The sequence below is a fragment of the Bradyrhizobium sp. USDA 3240 genome (assembly GCF_054063295.1).
In genome coordinates, this window is record NZ_JBSSGD010000002.1 from 8,555,683 (window position 1) to 8,572,588 (window position 16,906).

Here is a 16,906-nt window from a genome sequence, read left to right on the forward strand (position 1 = left end):
GCCGCGATGAGCGGGGCCGGGGACGGACGGCAGGAGCCGCCCGACGACGAGGGCAGCCGCAGCACGGAAAATGCTGTGATGTTCGGCTTCTTTGTGGTGCTGGTCGCGGCGGGAATCTGGCTCCTTGGCACGATGGCCGATATACGGAAGGTTCAGGATTGCGCAGCGCAGGGACGACGCAACTGTGCTACCGTCGAGGTGCCGGAACGGGCGCAATAGGGTTGAGAAGCGGAGACGCGAGATGCGGAAGACTGTTTTGTTGATGGCTCTGATGATGGTTGGAGCGCCCCAGGTTGGAACGTCCCAGGCATGGGCGCAGCAACAGGGCGGATCGTCCTCCATGCAGAAGAACGCGCCGCTGCCGGAGGCGCCGGTCGGACATCGTCAGCCGCGCCGCGGCGACGTTGGCAACGAGAAGAATATCAGCGATCCGAACAGCACGGCGAACAAGGAAGACGCTGCGCTCGACAAGAAGATCAAGAGCATCTGCCGCGGCTGCTAGGCCAGCAGCAGCGCCGGCACGGTGCCGGATTTACGCATGAGCGGCACAGGCATCACTCGACAAGGTGTGGGGGCAAAGCTTTGCGCCCCCTCCTGCGCCGTTCGAAAGCGCTAAATCCTCACTCTGGGCGATCGGCTAGCCATACTTGAGGGTGGTGCTCTGTCCCACCTCGATAAGATAGCCATCGGGATCACGGATGTAGCAGCGCCACTCGCCGTACTTCTCCAACGGCTCGGTGATGAACTCGGCTCCTCGACCTTTCCATAGTTGATAGCAGGCTTGAATGTCCGCAACGCGGATATTCAGGAAACTGTTGATGTGGTTCGGGTCCGGAACGCTGAGCGATACCGTTGGCTTGTCCGGTGTGGGTCCGCCCCCGACGTTCAAAATCATCCAGATATTTGCGAGCTGAAGGTACCCTGGCGCGTTGCCGTCTCCGAGGCTCAGAATGCGTGCGTCGAAAACCTTTTCGTAGTAGCGAGCCGATCGCTCGATGTCGGCAACGGTGAGAAATTGCGCTATGCTGATCCCCTCCTGTGGGGGCATCTCGTAGCTCTTCTGCTCGATGTTTACGCCCATTGGGAACTCCTTTTCCGATCCAGAGCCCAGCAGCCATTAGACACCCTAAACCCGTCGTATGGCACCCCAATTGTGCGCCTCGCGCTCGAACGGGTATCAACTCGCCAATGCCCCGGAGAGCTAGCGGAGCGCGATCTGGTGCGCACCGCTAGCAAGCGCTCAATCCGTCCGGCCGCGTCAGGCCGAACGCTCCTGCAGACCGTCGCGCCGCACGCTGCGCCTCGCGTCGACGGCATCGGCCAGCTGCTTCAAGACGTCAGCCGTCGTCGCGAGGTCGATGCAGCCGTCGGTGATGCTCTGGCCGTAGGTCAGCGGCTTGCCCGGCACGACGTCCTGGCGTCCCGCGACAAGGTTGCTCTCGATCATCACGCCGATGATGCGCTGTTCGCCGCTTGCGACCTGCTGGGCGATGTCAGCGGCAACCAGCGGCTGGTTCTCCGGCTTCTTGCTGCTGTTGGCGTGGCTGGTGTCGATCATCAACCGCGGCGCGACACCGGCGTGGCCGAGCTCGGCGGCGGCCGCATCGACGCTCGCTGCATCATAGTTCGGCGCCCGGCCGCCGCGCAGGATGACGTGGCAATCCTCGTTGCCGCTGGTCGCAGCGATCGCCGAACGGCCGCCCTTGGTGACCGCCATGAAGTGATGCGGGTGCGACGCCGATTTCACCGCGTCCGCCGCGATCCGCACGCCACCGTCGGTGCTGTTCTTGAAGCCGACCGGGCAGGACAGGCCGGACGCCAGCTCGCGATGGATCTGGCTCTCGGTGGTGCGCGCGCCGATCGCGGCCCACGAAACCAGATCGGCGATGTATTGTGGCGTCGTCATATCGAGGAATTCGGTGCCGGCCGGCAGGCCGAGATTGTTCACGGCCGACAGCACGTTGCGTGCAAGTCGCAGGCCCTTGTTGATGTCGAAGCTGTTATCGAGGTCGGGATCGTTGATCAGGCCCTTCCAGCCGACGGTGGTGCGCGGCTTCTCGAAATAGACCCGCATCACGATCTCGAGGCGGTCGGCGAACTGTTCGCGCAGGCCGGCGAGACGCTCGGCGTAATCGACGGCCGCCGCGGGATCGTGGATGGAGCAAGGGCCGACGACGACCAGCAGGCGGTCATCGGTGCCGTTGAGGATCGCGTGGATGGCGTTGCGGGCGCCCATCACGACGCGGGTCGCCGTCAGGGTGCGCGGGACCTCCCGCATCACCTCTTCGGGCGTACTCAGCTCTTTCAGTTCCTTGATGCGAAGATCGTCTGTCGTACTCAACACGGCTGGCTCCTTTGGATTTTTCGGACCTGCCGGCACAAAAAAGCCGCCAGGTCTGGCGGCTTGTTTTGGACGTTTGCTGCAATTCTTCAGATTGAGCGCGATCCTCCTGCCGCCAGCGAGCTGTCGTAGCTAAAGTACCAAAAATAGCTGGTGGCGACGGTGATCATGGGCGGCTCTATAGCGCAGGGATTTTTGCCTGTCACCCCCCAAATCCGCGAGGGCAGCCAGTTGGCCGTCAGGTGTTGCGCGCCGCCAACGCCATATCTATTAGCGTCGCCCCGCCGAACATCAGATTGAGGCCGACCAGGAGGCCGATCGCCCATCCTGTCGAGATCGTTGGACAGGGTCATCGCGGCTCTCCAAATCGGCAACCGAAAAGTCTGCAACGGCCAAGCCTGCGAGCGTGCGGCGTATCCTAGCTCTGGCCCGGCGCCGACGGAAAGCCTTCCGCGGCAGTCCGCATCCGGTTGCGGCCGAGGAAATAGACAGCAGTGGTCGCGATCAGCAGCGCCAGTCCGATCAGGATCGAGGTGAAGCCGATCGGGACCAGGATGAACGACGCATTGCGCTCGGGGTTGACGTACCAGTGATGCAGCGAAGTGAGCAGGAAGGCGACCCCGGCAAAGCCGGTGCCGCCGCCGATCAGGAGCAGCGCCCACATCCGCCGCAGCTGGCTCAATCGCTCGCGCGCAACGTCGGTGCGCGGGGCATGATGCCTGCCGAGGCGGCGCACCAGGCGGATCGCAAAGCCGATCGAGGAGAAGCCGATCAGCACGCTGGCCGAACCAAGCAGCAGGTGCGTGGTCGAGCTGAGATCAGGAATGCGCTGCAGCGCGAGCAGCGGAAAATCGAACGCTGCGTGCAGCAAGACCGGCGCGACCAGCACCAGCGCCCAGTTGGTGATGCGCGCCCAGTCGCGGTGGCCCCGGTAGGCGCCAAGCGCGCCGCCGGAGCGCGCAATGGCAAGGTAAGCGCCGGCGATGATGCCGAGGGCGCCGTGGAACGGCACCGTGAGCACGCTGCGCAACGCCGCGAGCGCCCGCCACATGTCCTTGTGCTGGACGAGGTAGGCGAGGTTCTCGTAAGCCGCAAATCCGAGGCCCGCGGCCGCGCCATAGACCACCGTATCCATCGGATCTGCGAAGGCGCGGCGGCGCGTCGAGATCACGACGATGACGAGAACCTTGACGATCTCCTCAGGCGCTGCGACGCCGAACAGCGCGCGCACCGCCTGGGTCGCCCAGGGATTGTCGGGAATGGCGAGCAGCGCATTGAACGGAATTCGCGCCAGGCCGAGCAGCGAGATGCTCGCCGCGCCGAGCACGAAGGCGAGCCACACCTGCACCGGCGGTCCGGGGCGTTCGTCGGCGGCAATCACCAGCCACAACACCAGCAGGGCGGGCGCGATGGCGGCGGCGCCAATCACAGTCGGAAGCGACTCAAGCAACAACATGAGCCGGACGGCCCCTTTTATGGCACCAACGCGATGCGTACCGAAGAAATGGCAGCAAGTTCAGCGGATTGCAAATCGGGCAATTGGGGAAATCGGCTCGGCTGACGCGCATCTCGTGTCCAATATGCCACGGTTGCCGGCGAAAGCGCGGCGCGGGCCTCGATCGGCTGAAAGCAGAGGGCGGCGACCGGCTGCCGGGCAGTTCCTGACGGCGAAAACGCCCCTGCGGCGTTCCAGGCGCAGTGCCCAGTACCCGAACCGTGATCGGGTGACGATCTGTCGGTCCAGCCAGCTTGCTTGAATGCCGCGAGCCGCGCGGCGATGTCGTGCCGGAGTGAGATGGGGGCGCATCGACAAGGTGGCTCACGGCATGACGAGGTCGTCGACCCGTGGATCGGGCGAACTTCACGGCGCGTGGCCGTGGCACGACGTGGCGGCGGCAAGTTTCGGCACCGCGCCTGTTTCCATGGGCTATAATGTCGCGGGCAAAGCGACTGATCCGGTAAAAGCCAAAGATGTCTTCGATTGATTCTGCTGTGATCGTTCTTGCCGTGATCGCCCTGTTTGCGGCCTTTGTGAACGGTGCGCTGGGTTACGGGTTTTCCTCGCTCACCGTGCCGGTCGCGCTTGTCTTCTATACCAACCGCGTTCTCAATCCTGCGGTCGTCATCGTCGAAGTCTTCGTCAACCTGTATGTTCTGTGCATCAACCTGAGCGGCGTTCCGGCCGTGTGGCGGCGCGTGCTGCCTATTCTCATCGGCATGCTGCCCGGCATTGCAGTCGGCGCCTTTGCTCTGACGTCACTGCAACCTGGCTGGATCAAATTCGCCACCTACTCGATCATTCTGCCGCTGATCCTGCTGCAGGCGGCCGGTTGGCGGAAGCCGATCCAGTCGAGATGGCTCGTCGGTTTGCCATTCGGAACGGCGCTCGGGGTCCTGTACTCGGTCACGACCATCTCGGGACCGCCACTGGCGATCCTTTTCAACAATCAGGGCTTGGTCAAAGACGAGTTTCGGGCCGGCCTCGCGCTGGTTCGGGTGACAGAGTCCGGCTTGACTGCGATCGCGTACTACAAGCTCGGTCTGTTCATCGAAGAAAGCCGGAGCATCTTGTTCGTGCTGGTTCCCTGCGTGGTCGTTGGCATTCCGTTCGGTGCCTGGCTGATCCGGCGGCTGGATGCCGAGACGTTTCGCCGGATCTGCATGAGCTTTGATGCCTGGGTCGTGGGATTCGGACTGTCGCGCGTGTTGGTCGAAGTGAAGCTGATGGAAAGCCCGTGGGCCTACAGCATCATGGCCGCAACGATCCTGATCGACGTCTGCTTGTTGTACGTGTTCTTCACTGTGCGGAGAGGGACCGCGCAGAGCTCACATGCGTTGGCTCCGCAGAGATCCGGAATCGGGGTGGCCCAACCTGATGGCGACAATGCCGCGGGGCGGCGTTCGCAAGGCAGCTAGAGCTTTTCGGTTCTGATCGCGTCAGAACCGAAGCTCTGGATTCTTGTTTCGACGCGTTTTCTTCACGCGAACCGGTGTCCACTTCGCTTGAAGACGCTCTAACCTGCCAGTAAGCGGCGGCAGGTTTCGACAAACACCTCGGCGCCCGTGACGATGTCTGCGTCGTCGGTGTTCTCGCTCCAATGATGGCTGATGCCGCCGATCGACGGCACGAACAGCATCGCCGCCGGCATGACGGTGGCGAGCACCTGGGCGTCATGGCCGGCGCCGCTCGGCATCCGGATTGATTTGCCGCCGGCACAGACGGCGCTCGCGGCTTCGATTGCGTCCTGGAAGGCAGGCGTCATCGTCGCGGGCACGCCGGTGCGGATGCGCTCGACCTTCACGCCGCAGCGGCCCTGCGCGGTGGCTTCTTCCGCAGGCGATGCAGATGGGCCTCGAGCCGCGCGATCACCTCGGGATTGTCGTCGCGGATCTGGAACAGCATCTCGGCGTGTCCTGGAATGATGCTCGGCGCGCCCGGGTCCAGCGTGATGCGGCCGGTGGTCCAGACCGTGCGCGGTCCGCACAGGGCAGGGAAGCTGTCGTCGATTGCGACGCAGAACCGCGCCAGCGCCAGGCCGGCATCCTTGCGCACCGCCATCCGCGTGGTGCCTGCATGGTTCTGCTCGCCGGTGAACGTGATGCGATATTGCCAGATGCCGACGATGGAGGTGACGACGCCGATCTTGAGCCGGCTGCTCTCCAGCGTGTCGCCTTGCTCGATATGCGCTTCGAGATAACCGATATGGCGGCCAGGTTCGGCGCTGACGCGCGGGCGGCCGGCGAAGCCCGCATCGTGCAACGCCTGGCGCATGGTGCGATCGCTGGAGCGGTCGCGCGCCGCATCGATGTCGGCCTCGGTCACCGCGCCTGCGAACGACCGGCTGCCGAGGAAGCTGCCGAAATGTCCTTCCTCGTCGCACCATGCTGCGACCTCGACCGCGCCGTCGATGCCGGGATCGCCGTTGATGACGCGCGCAGCCTCCAGCGCATAGATCACGCCGAGCGGCCCATCGAGCCAGCCCGCATGGTTCTGACTTTCGAGATGCGAGCCCGCGAGCAGCTTCGGTCCCGCTTTCGTGCTGATGCCGAACACGTTGCCGATGCCGTCGATCGTCGCGGTGAGGCCGGCATCGGGCAAGTGTGCCGCAAGCCAGTCCAGCGAGCGCAAATGCGGCTCCGAGAATGTCGGCTTGTGCACGCCGGTCTTGTAGGCGCCGATCGCGCGCAGCGCGTTGAGATCGGCGAGCACGCGCTTGCCGTCGAAGCGACCGTTGATGCCTGGCATGGTTGGACTACTCCGGATTAGCGTCTTGGTGCCTCAATCCCGTCTTGATGCGGTCGCGGTTGGATGCGACGGAACAATCAGGGTGAACGATTTCTTAGCGGTTCTGCTCTTAGTTCGCAGAACTGATGTCGCGGTACGAATAGCGTGTGAGTGTGATCATGTCTGCATTCAGGAACTGGGCTCGCAAGGCCGCTGTGCTGTTTATTCCGATCGCGCTCGGCGCCTGCGCGCAATACTCGCAGCAATACAGCATGACGGCTCCGTCGCCGGGAACAGGTCCGTTGGCCTGGGATGGCGCCGGGCAGGATCCCAATCAGCCGCAGCCGCGACGCCATGCGCGGAATGCGTCACCGGCGGCGGCAGAGACGCAACTGTCGGAAGAGGATGCCGACAACCGGTTGGCGCGCAAGCTCGTGATCTGCAGCACCTGCATCAAGCAGAAGCCAGCGGTGGCGGCGGCACAGCCGACCGATCGTCAGGACGTCGCCAGCGCGACCAATCGCTAGCGCGCCGTCGCCAGACATCAACTCGGCCTGCAGGCCATAGTTAGGCCACGATGTGGTTCGATGCGCAGGCCCATGTCGCTCCGTAGACTCATTGTTCCCGCCATCGTCATTGCGCTTGCCGCCGCCATCCTGATTCATGGGGGCGGTTCGCGGGCCCATGCGCATGTGCCGCTGCATTGCGGTTTCTGGACCTCGATCGAGGCCGGATTGTCGTGCAGGTGATCTCCCGCAGGTGGCCTGGGCGGGCAGTCCGGGAAAAGCGTTCTGAACGCTTGCCCGTCCGGCCAATCGCCACTATACGTTCGCCCGTCGCGGCCGGTTGCAGGTCACGGCCAGTGCGGCATGTCTAACGTATAACGTATTGATTTGCCGGGGGTTTTGCTCCCTTCGTCTATCGGTTAGGACGCCACCCTTTCACGGTGGAGAGAGCGGTTCGATTCCGCTAGGGAGCGCCATCGGCGCCAAACCGGAAATCCAGCAGACTCAACGAATTATCGCACAGGCGAACGCCCTGCCATGCGGTTCGGCTCGCTGTGAACAACGGCACAATCACTGCAATCCGTCGATCTTTCGCAACCCTTTGGTAAGCCCGCGGCGATAGGCGTGAGCCCGGGGATGATGTGATGGCTTTGGGATCCAAGAAGCGCGAAACGCGCAAATCGCTGCGTCAATCCGGCTGGATCACGCTCGACGGCGGATTCGCCGCGCGGCCTTGCGTGGTCGAGGACATTTCCTCGTCGGGCGCAAAAATCACCGTGCAGGACAACAACACGCTGCCGGCCAAGCTGCGGTTGGCGTTTTCCCGCGACGCCCGCACCGGGCGCGCCTGCGAAGTGGTCTGGCGCAAGGGCAAGACGTTCGGTGTTAGATTCGTGCGCTAGCCTGATCCGGCCGCGCGCGATAAAAGGCGGCATGCGCAAGACCTGCTTCGCCATCATCGCCGTCCTGCTTCCCGCCGCTGCGTTCGCGCAAACCGGCGACCGCCGCAACTTCCAGACGCCGCCCGATGCCGGCAAATCCCTGCCGTCGAAATCCGCGACGCGGAGCAATTCCTGCGCGTCGTACGGACCGGGCTTCGTCAAGGTCGAGGGCTCGGACACCTGCGTGAAGCTCGGTGGCGCCGTCAGCGTCGGTGCAGGGGTGTCCGGCGGACGCTGAACGGCTTGCCGCTCACGACATCGGCGGCGCGACGATGCGGATGAAGGCCGGCCGCTGCGCGATCTCGCCGAACCAGCGTTCGAGATGAGGCAGCTTCGGCTTGGTCACGCCCTCGACGCCGAACCAGCGCCGCGCAAAGGCGCCGAGCGCGATGTCGGCGATCGTGAACTGATCGCCCTCGACGTAGCGGCGGCTTGCAAGCTGCGCCTCGACGACGCGCCACACCACGCCGGCGGCATCGGCGTCCTTCTGGCTCTGCACCATGTCGCGCTTTTCGGGTGCCGTGCGCACCAGCCCCCAGAATAGCGGGCGCTCGACCGGTTGCAGCGTCGACAATGTCCAGTCGAGCCAGCGGTCAACGGCGGCGCGCGCCTTCGGCGCCTGCGGATACACCGGCGAGCCCTGGCCGTAGGCCAGGCAGAGATAGCGCATCACCGAATTGGATTCCCACAGCACATAGTCGCCGTCGACCAGGGTCGGGACGCGGCCATTCGGGTTCATCGCGAGATAGTCCGCCTGATCGTTCTTGCCGAACTGCATGCCGGCATCGATGCGCTGATAGGGCAGGTCGAGCTCGGCGAGACACCAGAGCACCTTCTGCACATTGACCGAATTTGGCCGGCCCCAGATCGTCAGTTGCGGCTTGCTGTCCATCACGCGTTTCTTTCCGCTGTTGTGCTTTGCGCGCGTTCTTAGCCGAACCGTCAGGGAAAAGCGCGGGGTGACCGAGTTCAAAAAAGAGGCTCCGCCGCGATGCGGCAGAGCCTCGTCGATCTCAGTCAAAGCGCAGTCAGTGACCGAACAGCAACCACAACACGATGATCACCGGGATCGGTACACCCAACAGCCAAAGCAAAAGTCCTTTTCCCATCTCCTCGCCTCCTCGCATTCGTGTGAGGAGGCAACGTCAACCAAAGCGCCATGTTCCTCGCGATCGCCGCGTCCCACCGATGGAGAAACGCGGATAACGCGGATTAGGAACATGCGCGCGGGCGCGGCGTTTACCAGTGCCCGGTGTTCGGCATCGAGGCCCATGGTTCGGCCGGCGCCTTCGGATCGCCCTTCTGCAGGATCTCGATCGAGTGCAGGTCGGGCGAGCGCACGAACGCCATGTTGCCGTCGCGCGGCGGACGATTGATGGTGACACCCATCTTCATCAGCTTCTCGCAGGTCGCGTATATGTCGTCGACCTCGTAGGCGAGATGGCCGAAATGACGGTCCTCGCCGTATTTCTCCTCGTCCCAATTGTAGGTCAGTTCGACCAGCGGCGCGCCGCGGCTCTGCGGCAGCGACTTGAGCAGATGGAGATCTTCCTCCGCGCAGAGAAACACCAGCGTGAAGCGGCCCTTGTCATTGTCGATGCGGCGCACTTCCTTCAGCCCCAGCGCGTCCTGATAGAATTTCATCGCGACATCGAGATTGCGGACGCGCAGCATGGTGTGCAGATAGCGCATTTTCTTGTCCTCCTGGGAATTGCGAGATTTTGTTTTGGCTCGGGCGAGACGCGCCAAGAAATAGCAGCAAAACGCGGCGCGGGGCAGGGGCGTGCACCACTTTTGCCGACCGTTCGGGGCGGTTGCGCTCTCAAGCTTTCGCGAGCCGACGCAACCGAGCGAGTGGCGACACGCTCATGCCGCGCGCAATACGAGAAAGCCCCGCCCAGGAAAATTCCGGGACAGGGCTTTCGTGGTCGAGCCTTGGAGGCACGGCTTTCTATCCCATCGATTGCCCATCACTGCCAATCAAGGACGCGCGAGGTTGGACATCCTCTAAAACGCAAAACCCCGCGCGTGGTCTCGCGGGGTCTGATGCCGATCGGCCTTGGGGAGATCGTGCCGGAACCAGCCAACTCGCTGTGCTCGCGGCGGCAGGTTCCTGCATCCCGAAAATGGAAAGCCCCGCAGGCTGGATGCGGGGCTTTCCCAGCTGACGGACTGGGGATCTCTCAGGGCGTGAGCCGTCAACTGTTGGGGCCCAAACTTAAGGTTGAATTTATAAAATGCAACAGCGCCGCGTAGACGGAATATCCTCGTCCCACAGCGCTGCGCCAAACACTGGGCCCTGAAATCCCCAGCGCATTTATGTCTTGGCGCTGCGCAAAAGGTTCAAAGGAAAAGTCCGGCGAAGGGGGATTTGCGGGGGCGTTCGGGGCCGGCCCGGCGGTGGGTCCCGGATCACGCGCGACATGCGCCGGCGCGCGCCGCCAAATGTGCAATGCAAGCGCCTCAAAGCTGGTTGCGGTCTCACACCTTGATGTCGAGAAGGGTCTCGACGGCGTCGCGATCGGCCTTGTTCTTGGCGGCGAAGACGTCAAGCACATCCCCGCTGATGACGCGCGGCTGCTCCTTCGCGGTCTGATCGACGACGAGCTGCACTCTGGCTTGCGTCACTTCGACAGGTACGGGGTAAACGAGCATGGCTCTCTCCCTCCGGCCGTCGAACCCTGTCAGGGCTTTCTTAACGATTTGTAAGCGCCTGGACCCACGCTTTCAGCTCGAATCGGCGGCCGGGCGGGATCGACCCGCTCGCCTGCCGCCCGGCTTGGCGGCATACTGCGGGCCGGCGGGACCGGACGGCGCGATCGATGAGGAACGGGCTTTATTCGATCCATATCCTTATGTTGGACGGCGTGCGGGGCCGCGACAGCGGCGTCCTGATCCTTCGCGATGGCCTGCTGATCGGGGGCGGGCCGCATTTCTGGTCGATCGGGGCCTACACGGCGAGCGAGGGCACCTGGAAGGGGCACCTCCGGACCAATCAGCATTCTCCGTTTTCCGATCCGTTCGCGCGGCCGCTGTTCGCAGGGCAAGAGGTGACGAGCGGCTTCTCCGGTACCTTCAGCGGTGACCAGGCCGAAGTGTTCGGGACTGTGCTGGTTGGAACTGAGCTTCCAGGCAACCCTGAAGCGCCTCGCGGATGCCTGATTGCGGCGAGGCTGTGGACGAGTGCGCAGCAAGCTTCGCATTCTGTTTGGCAAAATGATCTGCCGCGGCTGTGGATTTGCTGCGGACAAGTGCGGGATATCGTTGTGGATGAATGTCGCGGCAAATGAGGCATCCCAACGCCGCCCTACCGGGCCACGGCTAACCCTACTTGGTTAGGTTAAGAGCAACATTGCGTTGTCACCACCTGCGATTGCGGTAGGGATGGTTGCAGGTGACAGCCATGACGCCAACATTCCACAGCGCTGACCGACCGACCCACCGGCGCGTGATGGTGGTGGGCCTGCTGCTCTGTTCCGCCTTTGTTGCGATCAGTTTCTGGCTTCGGCCGCAGCCGGAGAGCGGCAAGGTGCTCGTTAAGGCGGACCGGCTGGTCCGCACGGCGGGAGAGGCGCGGAAATCAAACTAGAGGAAATCAAACTAGAGCGGACATCAAACCGGAATCGGCAAGCTGAGCCGCGCCCCGGCGCTCAGTCCGGCAGCTTCCCGTTCGGATGCTTGTCATACATCGCGATGCCGATAAAGCCGGCAAAGCCCATCACGTTCAGCAGCAGTTCCATCCACGCCGGCATCGATGCCAACCTCGCTCAACGCAAACTAATCATTGAGGTTGTGTTTTTGTTCCACCGCTAACCGATGGTAGCTTTGCGCTATCGCATGGCTGCGGAACCGGACAGGCCTTTTGCAGCAACCATCCTTTTGCGCCCGCGTTGGTGCACATCACCACGTGAGGAGGTTGGCGATGAAAAGGACATTGGCAGTTTTGGCGACGGTCGCGACGGTGGGCGCAACGATGGTCAGCGCGCCGGCGCAAGCGCGCGGCATCGGCCCGGGCCTGGCGTTCGGTCTGGCCGCCGGTGCGCTCGCCGCGGGTGCGGCCGGCGCCTATGCGTATGGCCCACACTACTACGGGCCCGGCTACGGTTATTATGGCCCGCGCTACGGCTACTACGACGACGGATACGCCTACTATCGCGGTCCGTATTATCGGCACCACCACTACCGCCATTACTGGTAACGGCGACGAGCCCGGAGCACACCGCTCCGGGCTTTTCAATCACGCGTCATGGTGTGATCGCGCGCAAGCTCAAGCGCTCTTGCGCTGCAATCCGCTCCAGACATTGCCGAGCGTGTTGTCGTAATATTCCTGGCGATCGCGCTCGAACTTCTGCTGCGTCGCCCTGAAGTTGGCAATGCGTGCGACGATCTCTTCGCGCTCGCGCGCCGCACTGTCCTTCTGATCGGCCATTGCCCATCCTCTTCGTCATGGTCCTATCCCCGCCGCGCATTGGCATCGGTGAATTGGGCGTCAATGCGGAGCAGGCTTTGCAGGATTGTGATGAAGCCAAGGCAGCGGAAGAAGGGCAGCGGAAGACCGACGAAGCTGATGCGCCGGCGAAGCAGGTCACGCAATCCGACCACGGCGGCCTGACCGCAGCCGATCGCTCGCGTGATGGTCGAGAGCAATCGCTCCGACCATGCTATAGTCACGGCCGGCCAACCGGATCATTCCCAGTGATTGCAAAAGATCTGCGCAGCGGCGTCGAGCGGCTCGGCAACATGATTGCCGAGGCATCATCGATCGTGCCCTTCACCGGGGCGGGTATCTCCACCGAGTGCGGCATTCCCGACTTCCGCTCGCCCGGCGGGCTATGGACGCGCAACCGGCCGATCCCGTTCGACGAGTTCGTGGCCAGTCAGGAGGCGCGTGACGAGTCATGGCGCCGGCGCTTCGCGATGGAACCGACATTCGCGGCCGCCAAGCCGGGGCGCGGCCATCGCGCGCTCGCGTCGCTCTACCGGGCCGGCAAGGTTCCCGGCATCATCACCCAAAACATCGACAATCTGCATCAGGCGTCGGGCTTCAAGGCCGATGACGTCATCGAGCTGCACGGCAACACCACCTATGCCCGCTGCATCGGGTGCGGCAAGGACTACGACCTTGCGTGGGTGAAGCTGCACTTCGACAAGATCGGTGCTGCGCCCGATTGCGCGGCGTGCGGCGATCCGGTGAAGACCGCGACGATCTCGTTCGGGCAGTCGATGCCCGAGGATGCGATGCGTCGCGCGGCGGAACTCGCAAGGCACTGCAACCTGTTCCTGGCGATCGGCTCGTCGCTGGTGGTGTGGCCCGCCGCAGGCTTTCCGATGATGGCGAAGGAGAGCGGCGCGCGGCTCGTGATCATCAACAACGAGCCGACCGATCAGGACGACATCGCCGACCTGGTGATCCGGCACGACATCGGCGACACGCTTGGTCCTTTCGTAGGCAATTGACGCCTGATTGATTCGTGGCTGCGCTAGCCTGTTCATAGTTCCAGCAAGAATCGTTTTTTAGCTATGCCCGGCAAGCGGGAGTGTTATCTTTTGGTTGAGAGATTCGCGCAGCGTCCAAATGAGTTGGTCATGGAGAGCAGCGTGTACAGGGTGCGCCGCAACGTCGGCGCTCTGCATTTGATGTGTGGGGTCCGGGGTCATGGGGTCGGACGGATTTGAGTCCAAGAAGCTCGGCGGACCGCCGATCGGCGGAGTTGGGCAAAGTAGGATTGCACAAGGCGAGTATGGCAGCGCGCCGCGCGATCCGGCGATCGATGCCTTCTCCGGTCTCGGCGACACGGCGGCGAACCTCGTCGAAGTCTCCGGCGTCATCAAATGGTTCGACGCCTCGAAAGGCTACGGCTTCATCGTCCCCGACAATGGCTGGCCCGACATCCTGCTGCACGTGACGGTGCTGCGGCGCGACGGCCACCAGACCGCCTATGAGGGCGCGCGGCTCGTCGTCGAGTGCGTGCAGCGCGCGAAGGGCTACCAGGCCTTCCGCATCGTCTCGATGGACGAGTCGACCGCGATCCATCCGGCACAGATGCTGCCGCCGCGGACCCATGTCACGGTGACCGCGACCAGCGGGCTCGAACGTGCACAGGTCAAATGGTTCAACCGGCTGCGCGGCTTCGGCTTCGTGACTTGCGGGGAGGGCACGCCCGACATCTTCGTGCACATGGAGACGCTACGCCGCTTCGGCATGACCGAGCTGCGTCCCGGCCAGTATGTTCTCGTGCGGTTCGGGCCCGGCTCCAAGGGCATGATGGCCGCCGAGATCCACCCGGAGACCGGCCCCTCGGCGCTGTCGTCGCACTGAGCCCTAGCTGGACTCCCTGACGGAAACGTGAGCCGCCGGCGAGCCGTCAGGGCTCTGGCATTTGCCGCAATCATCGGGTTAGGGTCCGCCGGAAAATCTTCCCCGGTGTGAGTATTTGTCGATGAATTTCGATCGCATGGTTGGGCGGCTTCGCCCGTGGCTGGTGGCCTCCCTCGTCATGATGTTCGGCGCGCTGCTGGCCCCGGCCGCGCAGGCGGCCAGCATCCAGCCGCTCGAGATCGTCACCAAATCAGGCGTGCACGTCTTCTCCGTCGAAATGGCGACCACCGAGCAGGAGAAGGAGACCGGCCTGATGTACCGGAAGGAGCTCGCCGACGGCAAAGGCATGCTGTTCGACTTCACGCCGGAGCAGGAAGTGTCGATGTGGATGAAGAACACCTACATCTCGCTCGACATGATCTTCATCCGCGCCGACGGACGCATCCTGCGGATCGCGGAGAACACCGAGCCGATGTCGACCAAGATCATTCCGTCACGGGGGCTCGCCAAGGGCGTCCTCGAGGTGATTGCCGGCACCGCGCAGAAATACGGCATCCAGCCCGGCGACCGGGTCGGCCACCCGCTGTTCGGCGGTCACTAGCTCGCCGTTCCCTTGCGGCTTCCGGACGAAAACGCGGCTGATTTCCCGGCCGCAAGTCCCGCACCGCCGCCTTGCTGGCGCTGGCTGAAGCGTGTATCCACGGGGCTTCTCGGAAATATCGGGGTATAGCGCAGCCTGGTAGCGCGGCAGTTTTGGGTACTGCAGGTCGTTGGTTCGAATCCAGCTGCCCCGACCATCTCCTAGCGATCGTGAACGGCGGATCGCTTTCGTACCCAAGACCATTCCTGAATTTGCGGATCCTGATGGTCAGCTAGCCGGTGGAGGCGAGGGCGGCAACGCACGCCTGCGGCGACATGCTCTCGCTGATCAGGCTTGCCAACGTGTGGGATCCGAACCAACAGGTGGTTGGCGACAAGCACATCACGATGCTTTGCCAATCCACAAATCGTGGTCAGTCGGCACCCTGAAATGGCAAGCGCCGGACCGAAGCCCCCGCGCTCCACTCCCCGCATCTCCAGCCGCCCGGGCGCTGACTAGATCAACGAGCCGGCGGGTTGTAGCGATCCAAGATCACGGTTCTTGGGCCACTCGCCGACGGTCGTGAGATGGCGTCGTCGAATTTGTGATAGCGGTCGAACTTCTGTTGCTCATCGCGCAGATGTGGCGCTTCGGCGGACGAGTAAGCTCTATTTGCACCGTTCCAGTGATCAAATCCCGACACGACGCAACCTCATCTTGGTTCAGATGCAGGTTGGTTAGCATCGTTGTAAGGGTATCTCTGTATGGCCGTGGCAACACCACCAGCAAACCGCCCGACATGAGCACACGGATTGTTTCTGCGGCTCGCTGTGCGTGAACAGCGTTCTGGCACGGGTAACCACGCTTCGGTCGGGATTGTCTCGCCTGACGCAACAACGCCGTCGGGACGGAATATGGATCGTCCAGACGGCGTCGCCGAATACTGGGCCCTGAAATCCCCAGTGCCCATGGGTCGTCCGCACGGGAAATAGGTTCAACGGCGTGGCGCCTTGCCGCTGTCGCAACCGGGGCAGACCCATCGCCTGATCTCGTGCGGATGTGGCTTGCCGATGGTGCGCGCGGACTGGCAGGTTGCTTCAGCCTGACAAGACCAATCCGCGAGGAGGCACCATGGCGCGCAGACTGATCGATATCTCGGTTCCCTTGCAGAACGACGTTCCGGCCGATCCGCCGGGCAACCATCCGACCATCCAGTATATCGACCATCAGCAAGGGCTGCCGCGCATGCTGCAGTTCTTTGATGGACTGAAGGCTGCGGATCTGCCTGACGGGCAGGGCTGGGCCGTCGAGCAGGTCTCGCTCTCCACGCACAACGGCACGCATCTCGATGCGCCCTGGCATTTCCATCCGACCATGAACCGCGGCGAACGCTCCTGGACCATCGATGAGGTGCCGCTGGAATGGTGCTTTCAGCCGGGCGTCAAGCTCGACTTCCGGCATCTGCCTGACGGCTACGTCGCGACCGCAGGCGATGTCGAGGCCGAGTTGAAGCGGATCGGCCACACGCTGTCGCCGCTCGAGATCGTGATCGTCAACACCAGTGCCGGCGCGAAATATGGCCAGGCCGACTACGTCAATTCGGGCTGCGGGATGGGCTATGAGGCGACGATGTATCTGCTCGAACGCGGCGTGCGGCTGACCGGCATCGACGGCTGGAGCTGGGATGCGCCGTTCGTCTTCACCGCGAAGAGATATGCCGAGACCAGGGACGCCAGCCTGATCTGGGAAGGCCACAAGGCCGGGCGGCATATCGGCTACTGCCACATCGAGAAGCTGCACAATCTCGAGCAACTGCCGTCGACCGGGTTCATGGTGTCGTGCTTCCCGGTGAAGATCGAGCGCGCGTCGGCGGGGTGGACGAGGGCGGTTGCGATCCTGGACGGCTAGGCGCCTACCGAGGTTTTCGGCAAGCCTCTGGAACCGGTGGACAGGCTGTGCATTGCGGCAGGTTGTTGCGGTATGGCTACAGCCAG

At 63.3% G+C, this 16,906-nt stretch carries 22 protein-coding genes, 2 tRNA genes and 2 pseudogenes; 16 read left to right on the plus strand and 10 right to left on the minus strand.

Features of this window, described 5'->3' with window-relative positions; all coding sequences use genetic code 11:
- Positions 1 to 6 precede the first annotated feature (6 nt).
- Positions 7 to 219: a hypothetical protein gene (locus ACVIGA_RS40800; RefSeq protein WP_456670474.1), complete on the plus strand. Its 213-nt coding sequence runs from the start codon at positions 7 to 9 to the stop codon at positions 217 to 219.
- Positions 220 to 241: 22 nt separating this feature from the next.
- On the plus strand, positions 242 to 502 hold the full coding sequence (locus ACVIGA_RS40805; protein ID WP_092113899.1) for a hypothetical protein: 261 nt from the start codon (positions 242 to 244) through the stop codon (positions 500 to 502).
- 135 nt (positions 503 to 637) lie between these two features.
- On the opposite strand, the gene ACVIGA_RS40810 is transcribed toward ACVIGA_RS40805, so the two are convergent.
- From ACVIGA_RS40810 to ACVIGA_RS40825, 4 genes and pseudogenes are all read right to left on the minus strand, one after another.
- The gene (locus ACVIGA_RS40810) at positions 638 to 1,081 is read right to left on the minus strand and encodes a VOC family protein (RefSeq protein ID WP_456670475.1); all 444 of its coding nucleotides are present in this window, start codon (positions 1,079 to 1,081) and stop codon (positions 638 to 640) included.
- A gap of 177 nt (positions 1,082 to 1,258) precedes the next feature.
- On the minus strand, positions 1,259 to 2,344 hold the full coding sequence (locus ACVIGA_RS40815) for a 3-deoxy-7-phosphoheptulonate synthase (protein ID WP_456670476.1): 1,086 nt from the start codon (positions 2,342 to 2,344) through the stop codon (positions 1,259 to 1,261).
- Positions 2,345 to 2,579: 235 nt separating this feature from the next.
- Positions 2,580 to 2,675, minus strand: a pseudogene (locus ACVIGA_RS40820) (HdeD family acid-resistance protein); the annotation flags it as partial.
- A gap of 84 nt (positions 2,676 to 2,759) precedes the next feature.
- The gene (locus tag ACVIGA_RS40825) at positions 2,760 to 3,797 is read right to left on the minus strand and encodes a PrsW family glutamic-type intramembrane protease (protein ID WP_456670477.1); all 1,038 of its coding nucleotides are present in this window, start codon (positions 3,795 to 3,797) and stop codon (positions 2,760 to 2,762) included.
- Between the two features lie 370 nt (positions 3,798 to 4,167).
- On the opposite strand from ACVIGA_RS40825, the gene ACVIGA_RS40830 reads away from it, so the two are divergent.
- Positions 4,168 to 4,326, plus strand: coding sequence for a hypothetical protein (locus ACVIGA_RS40830; RefSeq protein ID WP_223967806.1), 159 nt, complete (start codon positions 4,168 to 4,170; stop codon positions 4,324 to 4,326).
- Positions 4,313 to 5,257: a sulfite exporter TauE/SafE family protein gene (locus tag ACVIGA_RS40835; RefSeq protein ID WP_456670478.1), complete on the plus strand. Its 945-nt coding sequence runs from the start codon at positions 4,313 to 4,315 to the stop codon at positions 5,255 to 5,257. The genes ACVIGA_RS40830 and ACVIGA_RS40835 overlap by 14 nt, the downstream gene beginning before the upstream one ends.
- Before the next feature lie 98 nt (positions 5,258 to 5,355).
- Here ACVIGA_RS40835 and ACVIGA_RS40840 read toward each other — a convergent pair.
- A pseudogene (locus ACVIGA_RS40840) lies at positions 5,356 to 6,587 on the minus strand (hydantoinase/carbamoylase family amidase).
- Positions 6,588 to 6,745: 158 nt separating this feature from the next.
- Here ACVIGA_RS40840 and ACVIGA_RS40845 point away from each other — a divergent pair.
- The 4 genes from ACVIGA_RS40845 to ACVIGA_RS40860 all read left to right on the plus strand — a co-directional run bounded on the left by ACVIGA_RS40845 (position 6,746) and on the right by ACVIGA_RS40860 (position 8,251).
- The gene (locus ACVIGA_RS40845) at positions 6,746 to 7,093 is read left to right on the plus strand and encodes a hypothetical protein (protein ID WP_456670479.1); all 348 of its coding nucleotides are present in this window, start codon (positions 6,746 to 6,748) and stop codon (positions 7,091 to 7,093) included.
- A gap of 380 nt (positions 7,094 to 7,473) precedes the next feature.
- A tRNA-Glu gene (locus tag ACVIGA_RS40850) sits at positions 7,474 to 7,548 on the plus strand.
- Between the two features lie 168 nt (positions 7,549 to 7,716).
- A complete protein-coding gene (locus tag ACVIGA_RS40855) occupies positions 7,717 to 7,974 on the plus strand; it encodes a PilZ domain-containing protein (RefSeq protein ID WP_456670480.1) in 258 nt (85 codons plus the stop codon).
- Between the two features lie 31 nt (positions 7,975 to 8,005).
- Complete coding sequence (locus tag ACVIGA_RS40860; RefSeq protein ID WP_456670481.1) at positions 8,006 to 8,251, plus strand: hypothetical protein; 246 nt, start codon at positions 8,006 to 8,008, stop codon at positions 8,249 to 8,251.
- A 12-nt stretch (positions 8,252 to 8,263) separates the two neighbouring features.
- Here ACVIGA_RS40860 and ACVIGA_RS40865 read toward each other — a convergent pair whose 3' ends face one another.
- From ACVIGA_RS40865 to ACVIGA_RS40875, 3 genes are all read right to left on the minus strand, one after another.
- Positions 8,264 to 8,905 (minus strand): glutathione S-transferase family protein, encoded by a 642-nt coding sequence (locus ACVIGA_RS40865; RefSeq protein ID WP_456670482.1) that lies wholly within the window; start codon positions 8,903 to 8,905, stop codon positions 8,264 to 8,266.
- Positions 8,906 to 9,252: 347 nt separating this feature from the next.
- Complete coding sequence (locus ACVIGA_RS40870; RefSeq protein ID WP_097672220.1) at positions 9,253 to 9,705, minus strand: VOC family protein; 453 nt, start codon at positions 9,703 to 9,705, stop codon at positions 9,253 to 9,255.
- A gap of 789 nt (positions 9,706 to 10,494) precedes the next feature.
- On the minus strand, positions 10,495 to 10,668 hold the full coding sequence (locus ACVIGA_RS40875; RefSeq protein WP_456670483.1) for a hypothetical protein: 174 nt from the start codon (positions 10,666 to 10,668) through the stop codon (positions 10,495 to 10,497).
- A gap of 167 nt (positions 10,669 to 10,835) precedes the next feature.
- Between ACVIGA_RS40875 and ACVIGA_RS40880 the strand changes: the two genes are divergently transcribed.
- From ACVIGA_RS40880 to ACVIGA_RS40890, 3 genes are all read left to right on the plus strand, one after another.
- Positions 10,836 to 11,303 (plus strand): hypothetical protein, encoded by a 468-nt coding sequence (locus tag ACVIGA_RS40880; RefSeq protein WP_456670484.1) that lies wholly within the window; start codon positions 10,836 to 10,838, stop codon positions 11,301 to 11,303.
- 113 nt (positions 11,304 to 11,416) lie between these two features.
- Complete coding sequence (locus ACVIGA_RS40885) at positions 11,417 to 11,602, plus strand: hypothetical protein (protein WP_375780898.1); 186 nt, start codon at positions 11,417 to 11,419, stop codon at positions 11,600 to 11,602.
- 333 nt (positions 11,603 to 11,935) lie between these two features.
- Positions 11,936 to 12,211 (plus strand): hypothetical protein, encoded by a 276-nt coding sequence (locus ACVIGA_RS40890; protein WP_223967734.1) that lies wholly within the window; start codon positions 11,936 to 11,938, stop codon positions 12,209 to 12,211.
- A 69-nt stretch (positions 12,212 to 12,280) separates the two neighbouring features.
- On the opposite strand, the gene ACVIGA_RS40895 is transcribed toward ACVIGA_RS40890, so the two are convergent.
- Complete coding sequence (locus ACVIGA_RS40895) at positions 12,281 to 12,442, minus strand: hypothetical protein (protein WP_223967733.1); 162 nt, start codon at positions 12,440 to 12,442, stop codon at positions 12,281 to 12,283.
- 23 nt (positions 12,443 to 12,465) lie between these two features.
- Positions 12,466 to 12,660, minus strand: coding sequence for a hypothetical protein (locus tag ACVIGA_RS40900; protein ID WP_456670485.1), 195 nt, complete (start codon positions 12,658 to 12,660; stop codon positions 12,466 to 12,468).
- A gap of 48 nt (positions 12,661 to 12,708) precedes the next feature.
- Between ACVIGA_RS40900 and ACVIGA_RS40905 the strand changes: the two genes are divergently transcribed.
- From ACVIGA_RS40905 to ACVIGA_RS40925, 5 genes are all read left to right on the plus strand, one after another.
- On the plus strand, positions 12,709 to 13,470 hold the full coding sequence (locus ACVIGA_RS40905) for an SIR2 family NAD-dependent protein deacylase (RefSeq protein WP_456670486.1): 762 nt from the start codon (positions 12,709 to 12,711) through the stop codon (positions 13,468 to 13,470).
- A gap of 199 nt (positions 13,471 to 13,669) precedes the next feature.
- Entirely contained in the window at positions 13,670 to 14,332 is a 663-nt protein-coding gene (locus ACVIGA_RS40910; protein WP_223967730.1) for a cold-shock protein, read from the plus strand.
- Between the two features lie 121 nt (positions 14,333 to 14,453).
- On the plus strand, positions 14,454 to 14,933 hold the full coding sequence (locus ACVIGA_RS40915) for a DUF192 domain-containing protein (RefSeq protein ID WP_456670487.1): 480 nt from the start codon (positions 14,454 to 14,456) through the stop codon (positions 14,931 to 14,933).
- A 119-nt stretch (positions 14,934 to 15,052) separates the two neighbouring features.
- Positions 15,053 to 15,129: transfer RNA gene (locus tag ACVIGA_RS40920), tRNA-Pro, on the plus strand.
- Between the two features lie 914 nt (positions 15,130 to 16,043).
- Positions 16,044 to 16,820 carry a cyclase family protein gene (locus tag ACVIGA_RS40925; RefSeq protein WP_456670488.1) on the plus strand — a complete coding sequence of 259 codons (777 nt, stop codon included), beginning with the start codon at positions 16,044 to 16,046 and terminating at the stop codon, positions 16,818 to 16,820.
- Positions 16,821 to 16,906 lie beyond the last annotated feature (86 nt).